Source organism: Lysinibacillus sphaericus, from assembly GCF_001629735.1.
Lineage (GTDB): Bacteria > Bacillota > Bacilli > Bacillales_A > Planococcaceae > Lysinibacillus > Lysinibacillus pinottii.
In genome coordinates this window covers 3,051,957-3,074,272 of record NZ_CP015224.1, presented here as the reverse complement: position 1 = coordinate 3,074,272, position 22,316 = coordinate 3,051,957, and the positions used below count along the sequence as shown (strand labels likewise).

Below are 22,316 nucleotides of genomic sequence, written 5' to 3'. Positions count from 1 at the left end.
CTAGTGTGTCTCCGTCGTTATATTTTTTATGATTAAATTTGTTAACATCATAATCCCTATTGTTCACCTTTGTCAACAATAATTCTAAAAAAACTAAAAAAACATGACTTCAAAAGTCTGAAAAATACTTATATACGAATTATTTATGTATTTTAAGTGTATAATGTTCGTCTTTATGGAGTGCACAATGAAAGCGCTAACGATATTTGTAAATACTGATTTTATCAAGCTTCTATGAAGTTTATTGCGAAAATATTATATGGTAATTATATGGAATGAGTGAAGTGTTCTAAATTAGAACTGGATCGTTTTATGAAAGAAGACGAACGTTTTACGTTGTCACATTTTAGACAAACCTTTGATTTTTAGAAGGTAAATAGACTAGTAGAGAAGAATTTAAAGTAAGGATGATTGATTTGGGGGTGTAGTAATGAAATACGATGTTGCAATAGTTGGTGCTGGACTGGCAGGCTTAGTGGCAGCCTGCGAGTTAGTCGATGCAAAGAAAAAAATACTTTTAGTAGATCAAGAGCCTGAAAATTCAATGGGGGGACAGGCATTTTGGTCTTTTGGTGGCATATTTTTGGTAAATTCTCCTGAACAAAGAAGGCTCGGCATTAAGGATAGTAAGGAGTTGGCATGGCAGGATTGGCTAGGGACAGCAGGTTTTGATCGTTTAGAAGATGAGGATTCCTGGGCATACAAATGGGCGAGGGCCTACGTCGATTTTGCTGCGGGTGAAAAATATCATTGGTTGAAGTCAAAGGGTATTAAATTTTTCCCTGTTGTTGGTTGGGCAGAACGGGGTGGCTCACATGCTGGTGGACACGGGAATTCAGTGCCGAGGTTTCATATTGTATGGGGAACAGGTCCAGGCATTGTCAAGCCATTTGTGGATAAAGTTAAAAAGGCAATAAAAGATGGCTATATTGAGTTTAAACCACGACATCGTGTGGATGAATTTATTCAACAAGATGAAAAGATTATGGGGATAAGTGGCACAGTACTAGCAGAAACCTTTATCAGTCGAGGGGAAAAAAGTTCAAGATTAGGAGTCGGAGAATTTTCGTATGAGGCTGCAGCCGTTATTGTGGCAAGTGGTGGTATCGGAGCCAATTTTGATTTAGTGAGAAAAAATTGGCCAGAACGATTAGGGACCCCTCCTAAAAATATGGTCTGTGGTGTTCCTGCATATGTAGATGGAAGAATGCTTGAAATTACAGAGCATGCAGGGGGACGTATTGTGAATCGTGATCGTATGTGGCATTACACAGAAGGATTAAAAAATTGGGATCCGATTTGGCCTAATCATGGAATACGAATTTTGCCAGGCCCCTCCTCTTTATGGTTTGATGCAGAAGGTAACCGATTTCATGCGCCTAATTTCCCTGGATTCGATACGCTCAGTACACTAGAAACGATTCAAAAAACAGGTTATGACTATTCCTGGTTTATTTTAACAGAAAAAATTATTGAGAAAGAATTTGCTTTATCTGGCTCGGAGCAAAATCCGGATTTAACAAACAAAAGCATTGGTGATGTTTTAAAAAGGATCATGCCCGGACCACCTGCTCCAATCCAAGCCTTTAAAAATCATGGTGAGGATTTTGTGATTGCAAATGATTTAAGAGAACTAGTAAATGGAATGAATAAACTAGCAGGCAATGATTTACTCGATTTCATGAAAATTAAAGAGCAAATTTTAGCGAGGGATCGAGAAATGGATAATAAGTTTACAAAAGATATACAGGTGAACGCCATTCATGGTGCCAGAAATTATATTGGGGATAAGCTAATCCGTGTTGCCAAGCCACATAAAATTTTAGATACTAAAAATTGGCCTTTAATTGCGGTACGATTAAATATTTTAACAAGAAAAACCTTAGGGGGCTTACAAACAAACTTAAATGGAGCAGTATTAGGGATGGATGGTCAGCCTATTCCAGGACTATTTGCTGCTGGTGAAGTAAGCGGCTTCGGGGGCGGTGGTGTTCATGGCTATCGCGCTTTAGAAGGTACGTTTGTTGGTGGCTGTTTATTTAGTGGTAGGCAGGTAGGGCGTTTTTTAGCAGAAGTGTAATGCCAATGTAAAAAGAGCATCGTTATAAACGATGCTCTTTTTGTCACCAAGTAATAATGACAGCGATTATGATTTTGCGTTTTGGACAACTGCAATTCTAGCGATTTGTTCTTCGATTTGATGAACCGTCCAGCCATGCTCCTCCACGAAGAAGTTACGTTTGGCACGACGGCATTCATCAGAGCAGCTGCGCATATAAAAGGCTTCATGCTTTTCTTCACATAGCATTAATTTATGGCATTCAGGGTTTGCACAGTTCGTATAACGTTCGGAAGGTTCACCTGTGAAATAATCTTTTCCGATAACGATATGCTCCACTTGATTGATTGGCACACTGCGACGACGATCAAAAACAAACATTTGCCCATCCCAAAGTTGCCCCTTTACTTCAGAATCTTTTGCATATGTGGCAATTCCACCATGTAATTGACCAACACTTTTTCCATAGCCCTCACGTTTTAACCAACCAGAGAATTTTTCACAGCGTATTCCACCTGTACAGTAAGTTAAAATCTTTTTATCAGTGAATTCTTCTTTATGTGTTTCCATCCATGCTGGCAAGTCGCGGAAATTTTCAATATCAGGTCGAACCGCGCCTCTAAAATGGCCAAGATCGTATTCATAGTCATTACGTGCATCGATAATAATAGTATTCTCTTCTTGCATTTGTTCCATAAATTCCTTAGGAGATAAATAATCCCCTGTTATCTCTAAAGGATTGATATCATTTTCTAAGCCTAAGTGAACGATCTCGCGGCGAGGGCGAACGTGCATTTTTTTGAAAGCGTGTCCTTCAGCTTCATCAATTTTCCACATGATATCACTAAAGCGAGGGTCAGCCTTCATATGATTCATGTAAGCATCTGTTTGTTCAATAGTCCCCGAAACCGTTCCGTTAATCCCTTCGTGACCAACTAAAATGCGGCCAAGAAGTCCGAGTTCTTGACATACTGCTAAATGTTCTTCAGCAAATGCTATAGGGTCTTCAATCGTAACATATTTATAATAAAGTAATATACGATAGTCTTTTTGTGTCAAAATACGTAACCACCTTTATAACAATATTCGTCCTTTAATATAGCATAATGAAGGTAAATTTGTTTAGCAGAGAAGGAGTTTACTAAAAAAACACGAATAGTACATAGTGAATGACTATTCATATTTGGGGGTAATGGAGATGGAATTTTCAACAATTACTGTAGAAAAGCTAGATCGACGTGCAACGTTAACTTTGAATCGTCCTCAGGCGATGAATGCGATGGATGACGTTATGATGCGAGAACTCGCTGAATGCTTTGAGGCTTTGCAACAGGAAAAAGATATACAAGTACTTGTTATTCGTGGAGAAGGGAAGGTCTTTTCTGCTGGAGGCGATATTAAGACGATGCTTGATTCAACTAAGCCTTTAAATATTGATGAGGCGATGGGTTATCTTACACGCATCGTTAAGGCCTATTATCAGCTGCCAATGATAGTCATTGCGGCAGTTCATGGCGCATCCGCAGGTCTTGGCTTTAGTTTAACACTGGGGGCGGATATTGTTGTGGCCTGTGAAAATAGTAAACTAGCTATGAACTTCATAGGGATAGGACTGATTCCAGATGGAGGTGGTCACTTCTTTATGAAGGAACGTGTGGGGACTGTTAAAGCAAAACAAATGATTTGGGAAGGGAAGGTGCTTACTGCAAATGAAGCATTAGATGCAGGATTAATCGACTATATGGCACCAGATGGCACTGTATTTGCAATGGCAGATCAGCTTGTGGGTAAAATGCTTGCTTCACCTATTTCTTCTATGATTACGACAAAAAACATTTTACATGCTCAAAATTTACCACAGCTGGAAAATATCCTTGCACTAGAAGCAGAAGGACAATCAACAATGCGTAAAACGACAGATCATATAGAAGGTATTCATGCTTTTGTAGAGAAAAGAACACCTGTCTTTGTAGGAAAATAAAAATAAGAAAAGGCATGTAGATATCCTACGTGCCTTTTCTCAATTATTAAACATGGAATAAAATTAATTTACCTGAAGCATTTACTAGACGATGAGTTTTGTTGGCAACACCTTTTTCTTCAATTTGTTGTTGGCCATTTAATTTAGCAGCTTCGTCATTTTCAAATGTCCATGTTTCATCAAACAATGTTTCCCCTGTTTTTTCGAAAGCTGTGAAACGATAGTTCTCCATACAAACCCCACCCTTTTATTTAAATATATATCTATTATACATAGAAGATTTATAAACTTCACGGTAAAACTAGTAAACTATTTGATGAATTACGAAAATTGTGGAAAAAGTAAGTCGACGCTTTTTTTTAAGCATTACCATTTTTCATAAATAGGGAAGTATGATAAAATAGAACAAATATTCGGTTTTGTAATCATATATGACTGCTTTGGTTGATAGTTTGTAGTAACTAACTGAGGTGGGAAATATCTATAGTTGGGGTGATTGGATGTCAGAAATTCGTTTTTTTCATATGGCAGATTTACATTTGGATAGTCCATTTAAGGGCTTATTTGGCTTACCTGAACACATTTTAAAGGAAATTCGATCAAGTACCTTTGATGCTTTTGATAAAATTATTCAGAAGGCAATTCAGGAGCAGCCAGACTTTTTATTAATTGTCGGAGATATTTATGATGGTGAAAATCGCAGTTTACAAGCCCAAAGAAAATTTCAAGATGCAATGGAGAAACTTTTTCAACACAATATTCCTGTAATTATTAGCTACGGGAATCATGATCATTTAAAAGGAACTTGGACACGTTTTTCTTTACCAAGTAATGTTTATGAATTACCGGCTGAAACAAGTGTTGTCCAGTTGAAAATCCGTGGTCAGCAAGTCTGTATATACGGCTTCAGCTATAGTGAACGCCACCTGAAGGAGTCTGTTATTGATACGTTTCCAATCGCTCAAGATTCTCATGCAATTCATATTGGCATGTTGCATGGCAGTGAGGCTAGTGATACGTCACATGCTTTGTATGCGCCATTTACCAAACAGCAACTGCTTGAAAAGAATTATCATTATTGGGCGCTAGGGCATATTCATAAACGACAACTGTTACATGAAAACCCTCCTATAGTTTATCCAGGCAATATTCAAAGTCGTCATCGTAAAGAACAAGGAATAAAAGGTTGCTATGATGTAACTTTATCTCAAACAGCATGTGAATTAGATTTTATTCCTACCTCCGCTATTGTTTATACCACGATAGAGGTGGATTGTACAAATATCGTTCATGCTAATGAATTACTTAAAAGATGTGAAGAAGCAATTGCTGTCAATCGTACTTCATGGGGAGCGGCGGTAGTTGAGCTTTATTTAAAAAATATTGATGAGCAAACAGAAGCATTGTTTGAGCATGCGACGGTGGACACTTGGCTGGATACCATTCGAGAGGCAGAAGAGGGTATTGAGCCAATGTGTTGGGTACAAAAAATGGTGTTACAAAAACCTTCGATTCATGGTGAATATTCTGCTGCTACGCAGTCAGTCGTAAGTTTAATGGAGCAATGGGATAGTAATGACTGGAAGGATATACTAAAAGACTTATACCAGTATGCTGGTGGCGCTCGGCTGATTGAGCCTTTATCTGAAAAGGATATAAAGAATCTAACGCACAATGCACAGTCACTATTGGCGGAAGAAATTCAAAGGGCGTGATGCACATGCTAACAATCAAAAAACTACAAATTTATGGCTTTGGTAAGCATGAAAACGTGACGATTCCCTTAAATGAAGGCGTTACAATTTTTTATGGATTAAATGAGGCAGGAAAAACAACGATTCAGCAATTTGTTTTACAAATGCTCTTTGGCTTTCCAACAAGACAGCAGACACAGCGCAAATATGAACCAAAAGCATCGACGAAATTCGGTGGTCAGCTGACACTATTACACCCTATTTATGGTTCATGCATTATTGAGCGTGTGAAAGGCAAGGCTGCAGGTGATGTTACTGTTTATCTTGAAGATGGTACAACAGGACAGGAGGAGCTGTTAGCTAAGCTTTTATATGGCTATTCTAGAGCATCCTTTGAATCCATTTTTTCCTTTTCATTGCATGAGCTTCAGGGCATTGAAAAAATGTCTGAGGAGGAACTAACACATCTTCTCCTCTCCTCTGGTACAACAGGTATCCAGCACTTGTCTGCTCTTGAGAAAAAAATGGATAAAGAGGCCAATGAGCTATTTAAGAAGACAGGTAAAGTTCCAGTAATCAATCAAAAAATTGAGCAGTTAAAGCAACTCGAGCGAATGATTAGACACGAGCAAGGTAAGATCCAAACATTTGAGAATAAATTACAACAATTGCAACTTCTTGAGCAAAACCTTGAGAAACTTTATGCCACTCAAAAAAAGCAACAACAACAATGGCAATACTTAACGGTTCAAAAGCAGGCCTTGCCTCTTATCAAGCAACAACAGATGTTGCAGCAAGCATTAGGTAATGATCCGCATGTTCAATTTCCAGCAGAAGGTGTAAGACGATATGAACAAGTAAAGGACCGACTTTTACATGAAAGTCAGCAGTTGCTGCAATTAAAAGAACAATATCAATTGCTACAGGACAAAGTGCTCGCGACAGTGAATGAGCAAACTGTAAATGAAATGGGCCGCCTTATGCAAAAAGAGGCAACATGGCATCAGCTGATCGTGAAGGAGAAAAACTTACGGGATGATCTCTTTATGCTTGAGCAAGAAATAGATGCGCAGTTTCGTTTATTAGGTGTGCAAGAAAAAGAGGCACAGAACATTCTTCTTGGAGAAACAGTATCCTTACAGCAGGAACAGCAATTTCAACAGCAATTAAAAAGGCTGGAGGAGGCGGAGGATGAGCTAAAGTTTCATTTACATTCGCTAGAGCAAGTCCATCAAGCATTAGATGCCATAACGCAACAAAAGCAAAGGCTAAAGCAGGAGTCATTAACAAAGGAAGAAGAACATATTTTAGCACAGTGGCCTCAACAAAAGCGGAGGCTAGAGCAATTGCGTGCTGCCAAATCGCAACGGACTAAACAAAGGCAGCCTAATTATTTTTCCTTGATGATTTTATTAATTGGTTTATTATCATTTGTTTATGGGATATTCCAAAAAAATGTGGCAGTGGCCATTATTGGTGCTATTTTGACCATCATAACCATTTGGTTGATAAAGTTTGTTAGACCAGCAACGGAGACGTCCGATAAAGAAAATAGTCACCTCTTACGACAATTAGAGCAGGATGAAATGACTGTACAAACTATACTCCTAAAGAAACAAAGATTGGAGGATCGTTGGTTACATGTCCATGAACAGCAAAGTGAGAAGGAGCAACAATATGCTCAATTGGAATATAAAATTCAACAAGCGGAGCTGGAGAGTGAAGAAACTACGCAGTCATTGCAGCAATTTTTAAAACGCTATCGATTACAAGGTACGATAGCTAGAACGTTAATGCCCGAATTATTTATGCGTATACGAAGTGTTCAAGAATTGGCGGTTAAAAGGGAGGGCTCAATAAGCCTTTTGCAAGAAGTTCAGGATGAAAAGAACAGCCTTTATGAACAGCTTCAACTAGTATTAAATGAAAATTATAATGAACATGAAATATATATGTATCTACGAACAGCCTATCTGGACGCACAGCAACAGCAACAGCAAGTGCAGCAAGCACAAGCTCAGCTAGCTGACATCAAGATTAAGCTACAAAGTGGACAAACACGAATAGATCGTTATACAGCTGATATGATGCAGCTATTGAACGAAGCGGAGGTGCAAAACGAGCAAGCTTTTTATGAGAGATATGAGCAATTTGAGCATCAAAGAAAAATAATGACAGAGCTTCAAACGGTTCAGGCTCAAATAGCCTCGTTGGATTTATCTGAAAATGTTGGTTTAAAAGAGGACTCTGTTATCGAGGATATGCGGGTTTTAGAGCAGGAGCAAGCTTCTTTGCAAATGGATATAGACCGATGTCTTGAACATCGTGCTGCATTGCAAATTGAAAAAGAACAGCTATTAAATGATGAAAAATATGGCCAACTACTTCAAGAGTTTGAGCAGGAAAAATCGGAGTTACAGCAAATGATTGAGCATTGGGCAACGAAAAAGGCTGTGGCGACTGCTATTCATGAAACATTATTTCGTCTTCGGGAAGAAAAATTACCACATGTTTTATCGAAGGTTAATGCAATATTCCAATTACTTACAGGAGGGCGCTACGTTCAACTTACGATTCACGACGAAGGCTACTTTATGGCGCAAGATGTGGCGGGAATCCGTTATCAAATGGTTGAATTATCGCAGGCAACTAAGGAGCAAGCCTACATTGCATTACGTCTGGCACTTGCACAAACGTTGATAACCTCTGCGCCATTCCCGATTATTATGGACGATCCGTTTGTCCATTTTGATCGAAACCGTACAGACAAAATGGTACAATTAATGAAAGAAGTAGGATATGAACGTCAAATTTTATATTTTACTTGCCATGATGAAATGCTCAAACATTGGCCAAAAGAGCAAATTATAGATGTAGGAGCACTAGCAAATGAAAGGGGAGTGGCGTCAACATGAAAGGAATTACAACGCTTCAGGTTGGAGAATCAGTGGATCAATATTTATTAATTAAACAAGCGACAAAAGGAGTTACTACTGTTGGGAAGCCATTTATGTCGCTAATATTACAAGATAAAAGTGGAGATATTGAGGCTAAGCTTTGGGATACAAATGAAGATCATGAAAAGATGTATCATGCTGAAGCCATTGTACGTGTCGGTGGAGAAATTCACGACTATAGAGGGAAAAATCAATTGCGTATCAAAGCTATTCGTGTGGCAAAGCCAGAAGAAGGAGTTGCCATTCATGATTTAGTACCCTCCTCTGCAACACCAAAGGAACAACTTTTTGAAGAATTAAATCAATTTTTCTTTGATATTAAAAATCCAAATATTTCACGTATTACGAGAGCGGCCATTAAAAAACACCAGGATGCCATTTTAGTGTTCCCAGCGGCTACTAAAAATCATCATGATTATGCTTCTGGCTTATTAGATCATATGGTGTCTATGCTAAAACTAGGTAAGGCCATTGCTGATTTATATCCGACTCTTAATCGAGATCTATTATATGCAGGTATTATTTTGCACGATATTGGAAAAGTGGTGGAGCTGTCTGGACCAGTTGCCACGACGTACACAGTGGAGGGAAACCTTTTAGGACATATTACGATAATGGTGAATGAAATTGCTAAGATTGCTAATGAACTAGAAATTGAAGGTGAAGAAGTGATGCTTTTGCAGCATATGGTTTTATCTCACCATGGCAAAGAAGAGTGGGGTAGTCCGAAAAAGCCGATGGTTCAAGAAGCAGAAATTTTACATTATATTGATAACATCGATGCTAAGATGAATATGCTAACTAGAGCATTAGGTAAAACAGCACCTGGTGAATTTACAGAGCGACTATTCCCTCTGGATAATCGATCATTTTATAAGCCTACTATCGATTGAAGTAAAAAGGGGTTACATAAATGTAACTTGTTGTGTTAAAGGAAATGATTAGAGTTGTTTTTGGTATTAAAAAGTTTACTTAAAGAAATGTGAAAAAAGTAGACAGTTTAATAAAAATAGTTTTGCAAATTAATAGGAGAATTAAGTGACTTCGGTATGCTCCCGAAGTCATTTTTTAGTGGCATTGCTCTATAGATCTTAGTATATCGGTCTACCATCTTCAAGTGCTACTAAATTATTGTGCGCAGGAACAAAAAAACCGAATAGGTCCACTTTTTAGTGTCCACTATTCGGTACATCTCAATAATTGTAAGTCGACCTTTTTATTTTAAAAAAGGAAAGAATTATGGCTTAGTTACAAGCCCTTCGTACCAGGCTATTGTCATATTTGTGTTTGCGTCGTAATAACTTGTCTGTAGATAAAGTATACCAGAACCTAAAGAACTATTATGGTTGATGTACGAAGGACTAGGGTAACGGCCTGCCCACTCCATTTTTAATCGTAAAGTATACGTGCTTGAATAAGGTGTAATTGTGTTTTCTACAGTGCTTGTACTAGGCGTAATTTTTACTTGGCTTGCTTCTGCTGAAGGCATAATAGCTCCTGAAAATAAAAAAGTGGTAGTAGCTAAAATACTAGCAAATAATTTTCCTTTTTTCATAAATGAAACAACTCCTTATAATATTTAAATTGAATGGTAGTTAAAAATTATCTCGTCATGGTACAAAAAACATACTTATAAATTTGAAATTTATGTAATAAATAGATAAAAATTTAACTACTTTATTATTATAACATATAAATAATAATATGGGAATATTAACTAGTGAATGATTTTGTCTCTTCTACCATAGGCTTCATTTAGTCAATCAATTACGTATGAATCTTACTTACTTTTCGTACATTTCGATAAGATGGGGCAGTTTCCACAAATAGATAGAGTAGATGTATAGGTGATTGTCTGAAAAAATTAGTTAGAGCCTTGCCTGCGAAGGAGTGCATCTGAAATAGAAATCAACGGTCGTACAATTAAAAAAAGAAAAAGACTGTAAAAAACTCTAAGAAATTTGAGTTGAAAGGCCCCTAAATTGTTAGACACCAAATCTAGATGGATCAGTTGAAATGCTTGAAGAGCGCTATTAAACTACTCGAAATGGAGACTTATTAAAAAAAGTTGAATGTGAAAGTCTATACGACATTACTTGCAAATATTGGGAATTTAAGCGCTTTGAAAAAGAATCGGATGCTTATATTCATACAAACATATGAATGCAAAATTAAAAGACCTGAGTCCGATACAATTCTGGACTCAGATCTTAGAAGTTGCTTAAATTATTTGTTTAATTTTTTTGGTCAAATCAATTACTAATTAGATTCTTTGTCAGTATCTTCAGCTTTGTCTTCACTTTCAGCTTTTTTAGCTGCTTCTTCTGTTGCTTTGGCTTGCTCTTCACTTGTAGTTGTAAAGAATTCTAGTGATTGTTTTAAATTTTTATCAGGAGTTCTAACGTTCGCATCTTTCGCCATTTTTGCAATGATGTCTTTTAAAATCACTTGATCTTCACCTGTTTGTTTTAATTTGCCAAGCATTGCCGTACGAATGTTTTCTTCTTCGTCCTTGAATGAGCCCACATCTTTCACATCACGCTTGTCCGTAATTTCGATAACGTGGTAACCAAAGCTCGTTTGAACAGGTTCACTTAATGTATTTAATTCAAGTGCATAAGCAGCATCGTTAAACTCATCAACCATCGATCCGACAGAGAACCACCCAAGCTCTCCACCTTTTTCTGCAGAACCTGTATCTGTAGAGTACTCTTTTGCTACATCAGCAAATTTTGCGCCACCTTTAATTTTTGCAATGACTTCTTTCGCTGTTTTCTCATCTGCTACTAAAATATGACGACCATTTAATTCGGTTTTCATTTGCTCATAGTATTTTTTTACATCTTCTTCTTTAATAGCTTGATCTTTTAATGCTTTTTCTTGAAGAAGTTGAACACGTAATGAATCTTTAAAGCCTTCTTCCGTTAAGCCGCTTTCAGCAAGTGCTTGTGAAAAGCTATCTCCAAACTGAGAGGCAGTTACATCATAAGCCTCTTTAAATTCTTTGTCTGTTACTTCATATTTGTCCGATAATACTTTTTCAGTCACCATTTGTTGTAATACATATGGGCCTGTTAAGCTTTTCGCTTTTTCATTAAAATCAGCTACTGAAATATCGCCCACTTTAGAAGTCACGATTGCTTTGCTATCTCCGCCGCTACACGCACCAAGCGCTAAAACAGAAGCAGCTAAAGTTAAAGATAAAACTGTCTTTTTCATAGTGGATATTCTCTCCTAACATGGTTTCGTCCATTTTTTACTATAACATAAACGTTTTAAAAACAAAATGGTTCCCCCTTGAGTATTGCCTATATTTCAAATTTTGAAGCGCATAGGATATAGAAAAGAAAGGGGGTGAAGTTATGGGCAACGGAGGATACGGTGGCGGTGGCTACGGCTCAGGCTTTGCTTTATTAGTTGTGTTATTTATTTTATTAATTATCGTTGGTGCAGCGTTCCTATACTAATTAATAAAACAGTGAAAAGCTAAGAGCTCTATTAACTCTTAGCTTTTCTTAACAATGTTAGTACTTCACGCCGCATGCCAAAGATCCAAGCCGTTAGTAATGGTTTGAACAAGTTGTTTAATGGGGACTCAACTTATCTTGTAGCGTGCGGACGTGAATGTATTTTACTTTTCGATTGTTATACTGCATATAAAATTTCAATATAAAATGAGACAAGTAAAATGGTAATAAGTATATTTATAGTTCGGAATATTTTTGGCTGGTTTTCTTCGGGAATTTCACGTCGCATACATAGAGCATATGTCATACGGTTAATTTGAAATAAATAGAATACCGAGAATAGAACTACAATCATTAATAGCAAGTCTATTCCTCCCCTCTTTCAATAGTAATAGCATAACAAAGAACGCCATTAAAAAACAAGTACAAGCAATTTAGTGAACAGTTGGTGGAACTAAAATCTCATAGCCCTTTGGTGTTTCTTCAATTTGTGAGTTTTTTGGTGAATTCAATAAATATTTCACGTAAAGTATATCAATTAAACATAGACTACAGTGATATGCTAACAGCAATGTACCGTAATGTGTATAGGCTGGTAGTAGCCAAGTACCTATGATAATACTAGTATTGAGAACGATAAAAGGCGTAAGAAGTGCTAGTATATAGCGATTTTTGGATAATGGCTCATGAATACGCATGTGTACAACAGGAATTAGATAAAATTGCGTACGGACACGCAATTTAAGATGCTGTCGTAAATCGTACAGAGCTAAAAAGTGTAGAAACTTGTGAACCGGATAAAGTGTTAATACGGCTATTACAAAGAGCCAGAATAAATGATCGGTGTAGTGCTCTTCATTAAATAAATTAAACGTCACATACGATACGGAAAAAACGGATAAAAAAGTAATAACACCCATTATAATAATACGCGTAGTGCCGTAATGATGTTCAAGATTTAAAATTTTCCAACAGTGCATAGTTTATTATCAACTCCGAAAATAGGAAGTGTCCTATTTAATGTAAATTGAATTGTCTTAGAATGCAAGAGAAAGGAGGTACTTCAGAAATATTTCTGAAATACCTCCTTTCACATAATTTATTCCTGCTAGCACAACAAGAATCCCCATGAAAATATCTGTACGATAGTTTTATTTATCCTTTTACAGTTGGACGTTCTTCAAGCGTGTCAAAGGAATCACGAAAATGCTGGAAGGAGCGTTCAAAAATATCGATGAAATCCTCACCATAAATATTACGAATGACAGCCATTACGTCTAAAAAATCTGGGAAACGGCCATATAAGTCCTTTAAGGCCAATGATCCTTCTAATACAGAATGATAAGTATTATGGTAGTTTTTATTCATCTCTACAATGAGCTCTGTACCAGCTTCAGTTAGCTCAACATACGTATTGCGCTTATCATCATCTCGCTTTGAAAACTTAAGGAAGCCACGTTCTTCTAATTTTTTGGAGAAATTGAATGCTGTAGATACATGCATGACTCCAAACTTTGCTACATCCGAAATAGATGCCCCTTTTAAATGATAGGAAATCCACAGAATATGGTGTTCATTAATATTTAAATCATAGGGTTTAATCCATTGTTGCCAATCTTTTTCAACCGCTTTCCATAGTGCTTTCGATAATTGCGCGATTCTTTGACTATAAAGCATAGCTTCTTTTTGTGTGTATAATTCCTCTGACAATACCATCACCTACTGCTTTCTTTCACATTTTTAAAAATATTATAGCAGTAAAGAAAAAAAGTTTAAAGTTAGAAAAATTCAAAAATTGAAAAGTGGTTAAAAAATAATATTATAGCAATAGTTTTTGATGAAAAAATAGATAAGTAAGCTCCTAAAGAGGACTTTAGTCGCTTATTTTTTTCTGTGGTTTTTCCTTATTTTCTGTGAATTGTGCAATGTTTTTCTCGATTTCGCTTATCGAATTCTGTAAAGCATCTAATTCTTGTTGCAAATTATTTTTATTTGGCTCTATTTCTTCTGAAAAAGTGGTAATTGTTTGTTTTAAATCATTTATTATTTGTGGGATATTATTTTTAACTTCGTTTGTTAAAGTATTGACAGAGTGTTTCACAGTCCCTACTTGTTGTTTAACATCGAGGAGCATGCCTTTTGTTTGATCTACGTTTTGTTTTAAAGTTGTACGTAACTGCTGGCCTGATTGTGGAGTTGAGAACAAAACAGCAGCTGTTCCACCGATAATACCTGTTGCTAGTCCAATTAAAAATGGTTTTGCTTTCATAATATATACCTCATTTCTTGTCATGTTTATCTACTATTAAACCATGAAAAGCATGAATACAAAAAGAAAAAGAAACTGAACGAGTGATAGATCATCACAGTGCAGTTTCTTTTAAATGTTTAAAGTCAATAGTTATGAAATCTGAGAAATGGCTGTTACAAATTTAGAGCGCTTCACTAATTTTGCTACAATAGGATAAATAATAGCAAAAGCAACGACATTAAATGCTACAGCTGGAAGGACAACCCCAATAAATAGCATTGTAAACGTTGCACCTACATTTGCATTGAAAACAAAAAGTGCTGCTGCTAAAAAGACTGTACCTGATAGAATAGTACCCAAACCAACTAAAAATGCAGAGACAGCGAAACTCTTTGCTATCCTTTTTAGAATAACTAAAGCAGCTAAAAACACAAAGCCTGTCACCGCTTTATCAATAATGTTCGGAACTAGACCAGCAGGAAATGTTGTGAACAAACCTGAAAGTACCCCTGTTGCTAGCGAAAGTAAAAACGTTTCTTTCACTGTAGGAAATAATAAAATGCCAATGAACATCATTGTTAACATGAAATCAGGCTTCATGCCATTAATCATTCCCGGTGTCACGACATATAGTGCCGCTCCGATACCAACTAAAAGGGCCATTAATACTAAATTCTTTGTATTCATTTTTAATCTCTCCTCGACTGAGCTAATCTATTAGTTTCCCAACGTGTCCTCGTGACCGTTAGCGAAACTTATTTGTGATTGTACGCTAAAATTTTTATATTTGCAATACAGTAATTGGGTTATTAAAATGTTAATATATGACAAAAAATTATAAATGAGCTTTAATATTTTCGGCCACATCAGCCAATTGTTCAGGTGAATATTTTTGCGTTTGCCAAACTAAACCTAAGCCTTCTTTTTCGTCATAACGCGGAATAAAATGTAGATGATAGTGGAACACAGTTTGTCCAGCTGCCGCCCCATTATTATTAATTGTATTCAAACCTATTGGCTCAAACGCTGCCTTTATGGCATTCGCAATCTTCGGTGCAACAGCGTATAAATTACGTGCAACATCCTCTGGCATTTCGTATAGATCTTGGCAGTGATGCTTTGGAATTAGTAAGGTATGACCCTTTGCAACTGGCGAAATGTCTGTAAATGCATAGACATGTTCGTCTTCATAAACTTTTGTACTTGGAATGGATCCATCGATAATTTTGCAAAATAGGCAATCGCTCATGAGAATTTCCCCCTTAACGTATATGTAAATTCATTCTATCATACTCAAACCTGTATCATTTGCTAATTTTTGATAAAATATAAAACAAGAAGAGGAGTGAGGATATGTCAGTATTAGAGGTACAGCATGTGACAGGTGGATATACAAGAAAACCTGTTATTAAAGATTTATCTTTTACTATTGAAAAAGGAGAGCTTGTTGGCTTAATTGGCTTGAATGGAGCTGGGAAAAGCACAACGATTAAACATATAATTGGAACAATGTTGCCAAAGGAAGGGGATATTTACCTTAATGGGGTAACGCTAAAGGAAGATACGGACAAGTATCGTACAGCCTTTTCTTATATCCCTGAAACCCCCGTGCTCTATGATGAGCTAACATTAAGGGAACATTTAGAATTAACAGCGATGGCTTATGGTATTGATAAAGCAACTCTAGATGCTCGTTCTGAGGTACTTTTAAAGGAATTTCGAATGGAGAAAAGATTAAACTGGTTTCCTTCGCATTTTTCAAAGGGAATGCGTCAAAAGGTTATGATTATGTGTGCCTTTCTAATTAATCCTAGTCTTTATATTATTGATGAACCTTTTGTGGGGTTAGATCCTCTGGGGATTCAATCATTATTAGATCAAATGGATGAGAAGAAAAAAGAAGGTGCTTCCATATTAATGTCTACGCATATCTTATCGACAGCCGAAAAGCATTGTGATCGAATTATATTATTGCACGAAGGAAGAGTTCGAGCACAAGGAACGATGGCCGATTTGCGTCAAACATTTGCGATGCCTCATGCAACGTTAGACGATCTTTATATTGCAATGACAAAGGAGCGGGACCATGAAGAACTTGCGTGATGTATGGTCCTCTCGCTTCATGCATTATATAGGAGAAGTACAAAAATATATGCAATTTATTTTTACAGGGCATATTGCCATTGTGCTTGTATTTCTAATTGGAGCAGGAGGCTACCAATATAGTGAATGGTTGAAAGTTGTACAGACAGATTTCCCAGCTGAAATACTTATTGCTGTTTTTATAGGCATTTTATTGGCTTTTAGTCGTCCTACTACATTATTGAGAGAGCCAGACCAGGTATACCTATTGCCCCTAGAATCTAAAATGTCACATTATTTCAGCAAGGCTTTAGCTTGGACATTTTGGTCTCAGGTGTGGATTGTAGCAATCGTCTACATCGTCAGTATCCCGTTATTAAAAGCAGTGACTGATTTAACAACAATTGAAATTTGGTCCATTTTCATACTAGTGATTGTACTGAAATATATAAGTGTTCGAGGAGAATTTAGCTATCGATATAGTGAACGAGGTCAAATGGTTTGGGTGGACAGGCTGATTCGAGCAATAATATTTGCTGCAGCTGTTTATATGGGTCTGCAAGCTCAGTTGCTCCTAACCATTGTGGCTACAGTCATTAGCATCATTTATATGATTGTCTTTAGAAAAAAATCTGTCGGCGAACCAGTACCTTATGAACATTTTGTAAAGCTTGAACAAAATCGTATGATGAGTTTTTATCGTTTTGCAAATTACTTTACAGAGGTACCCCATCTACATGGAAGCATTCGACGTCGAGGATGGATGGACTGGCTCTATAAATTCGTACCATATGGTAAAAAAAATTCTCAAAAATATTTGGTGTTTCGCACCTTTGTCCGTACAGATGATCATTTTTATTTATGGCTCCGTCTTACGGCAATTGCAGGAGTGATTGCAGCCTTTGTAGACATTCCGATAGTTACATGGATTGTAGCTGGGGCACTAAGCTTTGCAACGACTATTCAATTAAAGCAAGCATTACTATCAAGTGGAGAATTCCGCATGGATATGCTGTTTCCATTGCCAGATAATGCTCGTCAACTAGCTGTGAAGCAAATTGTACGTCTAGCTATGGTTACACAAGCAATCATCGTTGGATTATGTGCAATTACACAGCCTATGTTTTACATTGTAGTTGTTATTGTTTTAGTAATTAGCGAATTGACTGCGAAAGTATCTAAATAATGAAAAGCTCATTTTCCCAGTACTGCACTGAGAAGATGAGCTTTTATTTGTTGTAGATCTATTCTGATTGCTCTTTGGGCATAGCACTATAAGTTGTTACGTAGGAAGCTGCTGAGAAAATGTTCTGCTGATTTACTCCTGTTGAATCATCTCTTTTAGCATGAGCTTTTTCAAAGGCTTTAGAGCTTTTCCAAGCTTCAAATGAGTGTGGTCCATGCCATTGAGTCATGACAATATAAGTGTCACTTTTGATGGGACGAAGTAATCGGTAGGACTCAAATCCTGGCTCATCTTCAATGGCATGTGAGCGTTGTAAAAAGCGATGCTCGAAAACAGGGCGACCTTCATCTGTTACGGGAATATTATTAAGAACAAAGAATCCATGTTCTTCTAGCTCGTTTACCGAATCTAACACTTCAAATTTGCGGGGTGTGGCAAAAACAGATTTTCCTTCTGTTTCATGAATTAATACGGAGTTTCCCTCTCCGTGAATTAAGATCATATGCTCATTTGGATACTTATTTTTCAGTTGCTCTAAAAAATCACCAGTACCAGAAGTTAAATAAATATTCATCAATTTATCCTCCTTATGAATCTTGCTAATTATAGCGTGATTATACCCTTTTTAGCATAAGTCTAAGCTTTGACTAAAAAGAATCTGTCTAGAATGAACAATTTTATGACATTTCACTAGGATAACTATACAATAACAGAGGAAGCGTTTACTATTGGAAACGGATATCAATAATAATGGAATAAATAATACATTTTTTTCTTGATTCAGCAAATGTTTTTTGTACTAAAACAATGGATAAGATACAGAAGACTCTTTCCGCTATAGAAAGTGGTAAGCCCACTGATTCAAGATAAAGTCTCTGATGGGTATTGCAGATTTTGAAGAGAAGCTATTTGAGTAAACAGAAAGAAATCTGGAAACAATTACCCGAGAGCGTATGGATAGTAATGAATTTATCGAGGGGAAGGAATTATTCATGACAACTTTTAACGACACACTTCTGCGTGCTGCTCGTGGAGAAAAAACGACACACACGCCAGTATGGTATATGCGACAGGCAGGGCGTTCTCAGGCAGAATATCGTGCCATCAAAGAAAAATATTCTTTAGAGGAAATTACACATCAACCTGAACTATGTGCGTATGTCACTCGTCTACCTGTTGAAAATTACAACGTTGATGCAGCTATATTATACAAGGATATTGTCACACCTCTACCTGGAATTGGCATAGATGTAAAAATTAAAGCAGGTGTTGGTCCTGTTATTTCTAATCCAATTCGTTCAGTTGCAGATGTAGACAATTTAGGTGAATTCAATGCCAAAGAGCATACTCCCTTTGTACTAGAGACTATAAAAATCTTGACAGAAGAGCAATTAAATGTCCCGTTGATTGGTTTTGCTGGAGCACCATTTACACTAGCCAGCTACATGATTGAAGGGGGTCCTTCTAGAAACTATAACAAAACAAAATCATTCATGGTGTCAGAACCGCAAGCTTGGTTTGCGTTAATGGATAAACTTGCTGACATGATTATTGCAGATGTAACTGCCCAAATTAAAGCTGGTGCAAAAGCAATCCAAGTATTTGATTCTTGGGTGGGTGCTTTAAATGTGGAGGATTACCGTGTATTTATAAAACCAATTATGACGCGAATTTTTGCGGAATTACAAAAAGAAAACGTGCCATTAATTCAGTTCGGTGTTGGTGCAAGTCATTTAGCGAAGGAATGGAATGATTTACCGATTGATGTTGTCGGCTTAGATTGGCGTTTACCAATAAAAGAAGCACGCACGAATGGCATTACAAAACCAGTCCAAGGTAACCTAGACCCATCTCTATTATTGGCGGATTGGTCAGTCATTGAAAAACGAACTAAGGACATTATCGATCAAGGTTTAGAAATGCCAGGTCATATCTTTAACCTAGGCCACGGTGTTTTCCCTGAGGTTGATCCAGCGGTCTTAAAACGTTTAACGACACTTATTCATGAATATAGTGCACAACAAATACAAGCTCGTTCTTAAAAAAGCGAATTCAAATGTGAATTATGTCCTTTTCTATGTATGAAATTTTTATCATAGAAAGGGAGCTGTCCAAGATAATAGATTGGACAGCTTCTTTTTATCACATAATGTATAAAACATAAAACAATTTTAGAGGTGAAAAGGGTAATGAAAGAAGTTAAAGGCTTATTGGTAATGGCATACGGAACACCTTATAAAGAAGAGGATATTGAACCTTACTATACACATATTCGTCATGGTCGCAAACCTTCGGAAGAGCATTTAGAGGATTTACGTAGTCGCTACGAAGCGATTGGAGGTTTATCTCCTTTAGCGGCAGCAACACAGGCACAAGCTGAAGCATTGTGTTCCCGCTTAAATGAAGTTCAGGATACTGTAGAATATAAATTGTTTATTGGTTTAAAGCATATTCATCCATTTATTGAGGACGCAATAGAGCAAATGGTGGCAGAGGGCATCAAAGAAGCGGTATCCATTGTTTTAGCTCCTCATTTCTCAACATTCTCTATTAAATCTTATAATGGCCGTGCTGTAGAAGCAGCAGGGGATCGCTTAACGATTACATCAGTAGAATCTTGGTATGATGAACCTAAATTTATTGAGTATTGGAAACAACAAGTCAATGATACGTTTAAGTCAATGTCAGAAGAAGAACGTGAAACAGCTTGCTTAATTGTTTCAGCGCATTCACTTCCTGAAAAGATTAAAGATTTAGGTGATCCTTATGAGGATCAATTAATTGAAACAGCTCGACTTATTCAAGAAGCAACTGATTTGAAAAACGTTGAGGTCGGTTGGCAATCAGCAGGACAGACGCCAGAGCCTTGGATTGGTCCAGATGTTCAAGACTTAACACGCGAGCTCTATGAAGAAAAAGGCTTCCGTTCATTTGTTTATACACCAGTAGGTTTTGTAACAGAGCATTTAGAAGTGTTATATGATAATGATTTTGAATGTAAAGTTGTTTGTGATGAACTAGGCGCAAAATACTATCGTCCGTCAATGCCTAATACACACCCTTTATTTATTGATGCGATGGTCGATGCGATTTATAAAAAATTAAGCTAAGCGAAAAGAAAGTGATGATGTTGGTGACTCAGAAAAGACGAAAGGTAGTTGTTGTAGGTGGTGGTATTACAGGCCTTACAGCTGCGTTCTATATGCAAAAACAAGCAAGCACAAAAGAATTGCCATTAGATATCGTACTTGTCGAGTCGTCATTACGTCTTGGCGGAAAAATTCAAACACTAAGAAAAGATGGTTTTATTATTGAGCGTGGACCAGAATCTTTTTTTGACCGAGAAAATTATGTAAATGCTTTAGCGAAGGATCTTGGTATTGAACAAAAAATCATGACAAGTAATGCAGGACCTAACTATGTGGCTGTCGGAAGTCAGTTATACCCAATCCCAAGCCATTTATTATCAGGAGAAACGCCACATATCTCGTCATTCATTACATCAGGTTTGTTTTCACTAAGTGGTAAAGTTCGCGCGGCGGGTGATTTTTTTATCCCGCGTTCCGTACAGGACGATGATCAACCATTGGGGTCATTTTTTAGAAGAAGATTTGGCGCTGAGGTTGTTGAAAACCTAGTTGAACCATTACTGGCAGGGACATTTGCAGGGGATATTGAGCAATTAAGTATGAGTTCAACTTTTCCACAGCTTTATCATCTAGAGCAAAAATATCGTAGCTTATTAGTAGGGATGAAAAAGGCAGGAACAAATTTCTTGAGTAATGATGTTATTGATGAAAATAAAGGGATTTTTCAAACGTTTAGTAATGGACTTGAAACCTTAATCGAAAGTATTGAGGAATCTCTACTTCCTGGGACAGTAATGAAAGGTGTCAAAGTGGAAGAAATTGAACATGGAAAAGATGGGTCTGTACATGTAATGCTTAACAATTTCACACATATTAAAGCAGATGCAGTAATTATTGCTACACCCTTTAATATGGCGGATAAGATGTTCAGTAAGTATAATTTGTTAAATGAACTAGGGACAATGAAAGCTGCAACTATCGCAACCGTTACAATGGCATTTAAAAAGGAGCAGCTTGGTGATTTAGACGCGCTATCTTTTTATGTCTCTCGAAATAGTGATTTTTCAATAACTTCATGTACGTGGATGAATCGAAAATGGCCGGGTACCACGCCTGATGATTATGTGCTATTACGTAGTTACATTGGTCGAGTTGGAGATGAGGCGATTGTCGCATTATCAGATACTGAGATAGAAAAAACAGTGCTACAGGATTTAAATAAAACTATCAGTATAGATGGAGAACCCGTAACGACAGTGGTTACACGTTGGAGAAATGCAATGCCACAATACACCGTTGGACATGAGGCGAAGGTCCAACGCATAAAGCAGGAATTACGAGAACATTTTCCAACTGTAAAATTAGCAGGTAGCTCATTCGAAGGAATATCCATCCCCGAATGTGTGCAACAAGGTAAACATGTTGCTGAGGAAGTGTTGGCGGAAATTTTTTGTTAGTAGAAGCAAAATAGTACAAACATTATGTTTGTACTATTTTTTTATTGCAGTAAGTTCAAAATATAAAGAAATAGCAAACTAACTATTTCATAG

Annotated in this window: 22 protein-coding genes and 1 other annotated feature (1 of these 23 only partly in view); of the genes, 11 read left to right on the top strand and 11 right to left on the bottom strand. The window is 37.0% G+C overall.

Going from position 1 to position 22,316, the window contains the following annotated elements:
- Positions 1-27: a binding site (T-box leader), on the bottom strand; it reaches 214 nt to the left of the window's first position.
- 403 nt (positions 28-430) lie between these two features.
- Positions 431-2,080, top strand: a complete 1,650-nt coding sequence (locus A2J09_RS15080; RefSeq protein WP_012292173.1) for an FAD-binding dehydrogenase — start codon at positions 431-433, stop codon at positions 2,078-2,080.
- A 66-nt stretch (positions 2,081-2,146) separates the two neighbouring features.
- Here A2J09_RS15080 and A2J09_RS15075 read toward each other — a convergent pair whose 3' ends face one another.
- Positions 2,147-3,118 carry an oxygen-dependent tRNA uridine(34) hydroxylase TrhO gene (locus tag A2J09_RS15075; protein WP_012292174.1) on the bottom strand — a complete coding sequence of 324 codons (972 nt, stop codon included), beginning with the start codon at positions 3,116-3,118 and terminating at the stop codon, positions 2,147-2,149.
- Positions 3,119-3,257: 139 nt separating this feature from the next.
- Here A2J09_RS15075 and A2J09_RS15070 point away from each other — a divergent pair, with 139 nt between their 5' ends.
- Positions 3,258-4,040 (top strand): enoyl-CoA hydratase, encoded by a 783-nt coding sequence (locus A2J09_RS15070; protein ID WP_036160480.1) that lies wholly within the window; start codon positions 3,258-3,260, stop codon positions 4,038-4,040.
- 46 nt (positions 4,041-4,086) lie between these two features.
- Here the strand turns inward: A2J09_RS15070 and A2J09_RS15065 are convergent, their stop codons facing one another.
- Complete coding sequence (locus A2J09_RS15065) at positions 4,087-4,272, bottom strand: YhzD family protein (RefSeq protein ID WP_008173354.1); 186 nt, start codon at positions 4,270-4,272, stop codon at positions 4,087-4,089.
- Positions 4,273-4,540: 268 nt separating this feature from the next.
- On the opposite strand from A2J09_RS15065, the gene A2J09_RS15060 reads away from it, so the two are divergent.
- Genes A2J09_RS15060 through yhaM form a run of 3 tightly spaced genes read left to right on the top strand, consistent with a single transcriptional unit; the run spans position 4,541 to position 9,584 of the window.
- Complete coding sequence (locus A2J09_RS15060) at positions 4,541-5,755, top strand: metallophosphoesterase family protein (RefSeq protein ID WP_012292176.1); 1,215 nt, start codon at positions 4,541-4,543, stop codon at positions 5,753-5,755.
- A gap of 5 nt (positions 5,756-5,760) precedes the next feature.
- Positions 5,761-8,649: an ATP-binding protein gene (locus tag A2J09_RS15055; protein WP_036160485.1), complete on the top strand. Its 2,889-nt coding sequence runs from the start codon at positions 5,761-5,763 to the stop codon at positions 8,647-8,649.
- Positions 8,646-9,584 carry a 3'-5' exoribonuclease YhaM gene (gene yhaM / locus A2J09_RS15050; RefSeq protein WP_012292178.1) on the top strand — a complete coding sequence of 313 codons (939 nt, stop codon included), beginning with the start codon at positions 8,646-8,648 and terminating at the stop codon, positions 9,582-9,584. The genes A2J09_RS15055 and yhaM overlap by 4 nt, the downstream gene beginning before the upstream one ends.
- A gap of 344 nt (positions 9,585-9,928) precedes the next feature.
- Here the strand turns inward: yhaM and A2J09_RS15045 are convergent, their stop codons facing one another.
- Together A2J09_RS15045 and A2J09_RS15040 are read right to left on the bottom strand one after the other, a co-directional pair.
- Positions 9,929-10,246 (bottom strand): hypothetical protein, encoded by a 318-nt coding sequence (locus tag A2J09_RS15045; protein ID WP_036160488.1) that lies wholly within the window; start codon positions 10,244-10,246, stop codon positions 9,929-9,931.
- A 704-nt stretch (positions 10,247-10,950) separates the two neighbouring features.
- Positions 10,951-11,910, bottom strand: coding sequence for a peptidylprolyl isomerase (locus A2J09_RS15040; protein WP_012292180.1), 960 nt, complete (start codon positions 11,908-11,910; stop codon positions 10,951-10,953).
- 143 nt (positions 11,911-12,053) lie between these two features.
- Between A2J09_RS15040 and A2J09_RS23135 the strand changes: the two genes are divergently transcribed.
- Positions 12,054-12,158: a YjcZ family sporulation protein gene (locus tag A2J09_RS23135; RefSeq protein WP_004230765.1), complete on the top strand. Its 105-nt coding sequence runs from the start codon at positions 12,054-12,056 to the stop codon at positions 12,156-12,158.
- A 178-nt stretch (positions 12,159-12,336) separates the two neighbouring features.
- Here A2J09_RS23135 and A2J09_RS15035 read toward each other — a convergent pair whose 3' ends face one another.
- The 6 genes from A2J09_RS15035 to A2J09_RS15010 all read right to left on the bottom strand — a co-directional run bounded on the left by A2J09_RS15035 (position 12,337) and on the right by A2J09_RS15010 (position 15,658).
- Positions 12,337-12,522: a hypothetical protein gene (locus A2J09_RS15035; RefSeq protein ID WP_008173337.1), complete on the bottom strand. Its 186-nt coding sequence runs from the start codon at positions 12,520-12,522 to the stop codon at positions 12,337-12,339.
- A gap of 70 nt (positions 12,523-12,592) precedes the next feature.
- Positions 12,593-13,138, bottom strand: coding sequence for a DUF3267 domain-containing protein (locus tag A2J09_RS15030; protein ID WP_012292182.1), 546 nt, complete (start codon positions 13,136-13,138; stop codon positions 12,593-12,595).
- A gap of 175 nt (positions 13,139-13,313) precedes the next feature.
- Positions 13,314-13,874 carry an HTH-type transcriptional regulator Hpr gene (locus A2J09_RS15025; protein ID WP_008173331.1) on the bottom strand — a complete coding sequence of 187 codons (561 nt, stop codon included), beginning with the start codon at positions 13,872-13,874 and terminating at the stop codon, positions 13,314-13,316.
- A 157-nt stretch (positions 13,875-14,031) separates the two neighbouring features.
- Positions 14,032-14,427, bottom strand: a complete 396-nt coding sequence (locus A2J09_RS15020; protein WP_031418274.1) for a YtxH domain-containing protein — start codon at positions 14,425-14,427, stop codon at positions 14,032-14,034.
- Between the two features lie 132 nt (positions 14,428-14,559).
- Positions 14,560-15,096 (bottom strand): tryptophan transporter, encoded by a 537-nt coding sequence (locus A2J09_RS15015; RefSeq protein WP_036160491.1) that lies wholly within the window; start codon positions 15,094-15,096, stop codon positions 14,560-14,562.
- Positions 15,097-15,244: 148 nt separating this feature from the next.
- Positions 15,245-15,658 (bottom strand): HIT family protein, encoded by a 414-nt coding sequence (locus A2J09_RS15010; RefSeq protein ID WP_012292187.1) that lies wholly within the window; start codon positions 15,656-15,658, stop codon positions 15,245-15,247.
- A gap of 104 nt (positions 15,659-15,762) precedes the next feature.
- Here A2J09_RS15010 and A2J09_RS15005 point away from each other — a divergent pair, with 104 nt between their 5' ends.
- Complete coding sequence (locus A2J09_RS15005; RefSeq protein ID WP_031418279.1) at positions 15,763-16,512, top strand: ABC transporter ATP-binding protein; 750 nt, start codon at positions 15,763-15,765, stop codon at positions 16,510-16,512.
- The gene (locus A2J09_RS15000) at positions 16,496-17,677 is read left to right on the top strand and encodes an ABC transporter permease (protein WP_036160494.1); all 1,182 of its coding nucleotides are present in this window, start codon (positions 16,496-16,498) and stop codon (positions 17,675-17,677) included. The genes A2J09_RS15005 and A2J09_RS15000 overlap by 17 nt, the downstream gene beginning before the upstream one ends.
- A 58-nt stretch (positions 17,678-17,735) precedes the next feature.
- Here A2J09_RS15000 and A2J09_RS14995 read toward each other — a convergent pair whose 3' ends face one another.
- Complete coding sequence (locus tag A2J09_RS14995) at positions 17,736-18,251, bottom strand: antibiotic biosynthesis monooxygenase family protein (RefSeq protein WP_012292190.1); 516 nt, start codon at positions 18,249-18,251, stop codon at positions 17,736-17,738.
- Positions 18,252-18,669: 418 nt separating this feature from the next.
- Here A2J09_RS14995 and hemE point away from each other — a divergent pair, with 418 nt between their 5' ends.
- From hemE to hemY, 3 genes are all read left to right on the top strand, one after another.
- Entirely contained in the window at positions 18,670-19,719 is a 1,050-nt protein-coding gene (gene hemE / locus A2J09_RS14990; RefSeq protein ID WP_031418282.1) for a uroporphyrinogen decarboxylase, read from the top strand.
- A gap of 147 nt (positions 19,720-19,866) precedes the next feature.
- Positions 19,867-20,787, top strand: a complete 921-nt coding sequence (hemH, locus tag A2J09_RS14985; RefSeq protein ID WP_012292193.1) for a ferrochelatase — start codon at positions 19,867-19,869, stop codon at positions 20,785-20,787.
- Positions 20,788-20,801: 14 nt separating this feature from the next.
- Positions 20,802-22,223: a protoporphyrinogen oxidase gene (hemY, locus tag A2J09_RS14980; RefSeq protein WP_012292194.1), complete on the top strand. Its 1,422-nt coding sequence runs from the start codon at positions 20,802-20,804 to the stop codon at positions 22,221-22,223.
- Positions 22,224-22,316: the final 93 nt, after the last annotated feature.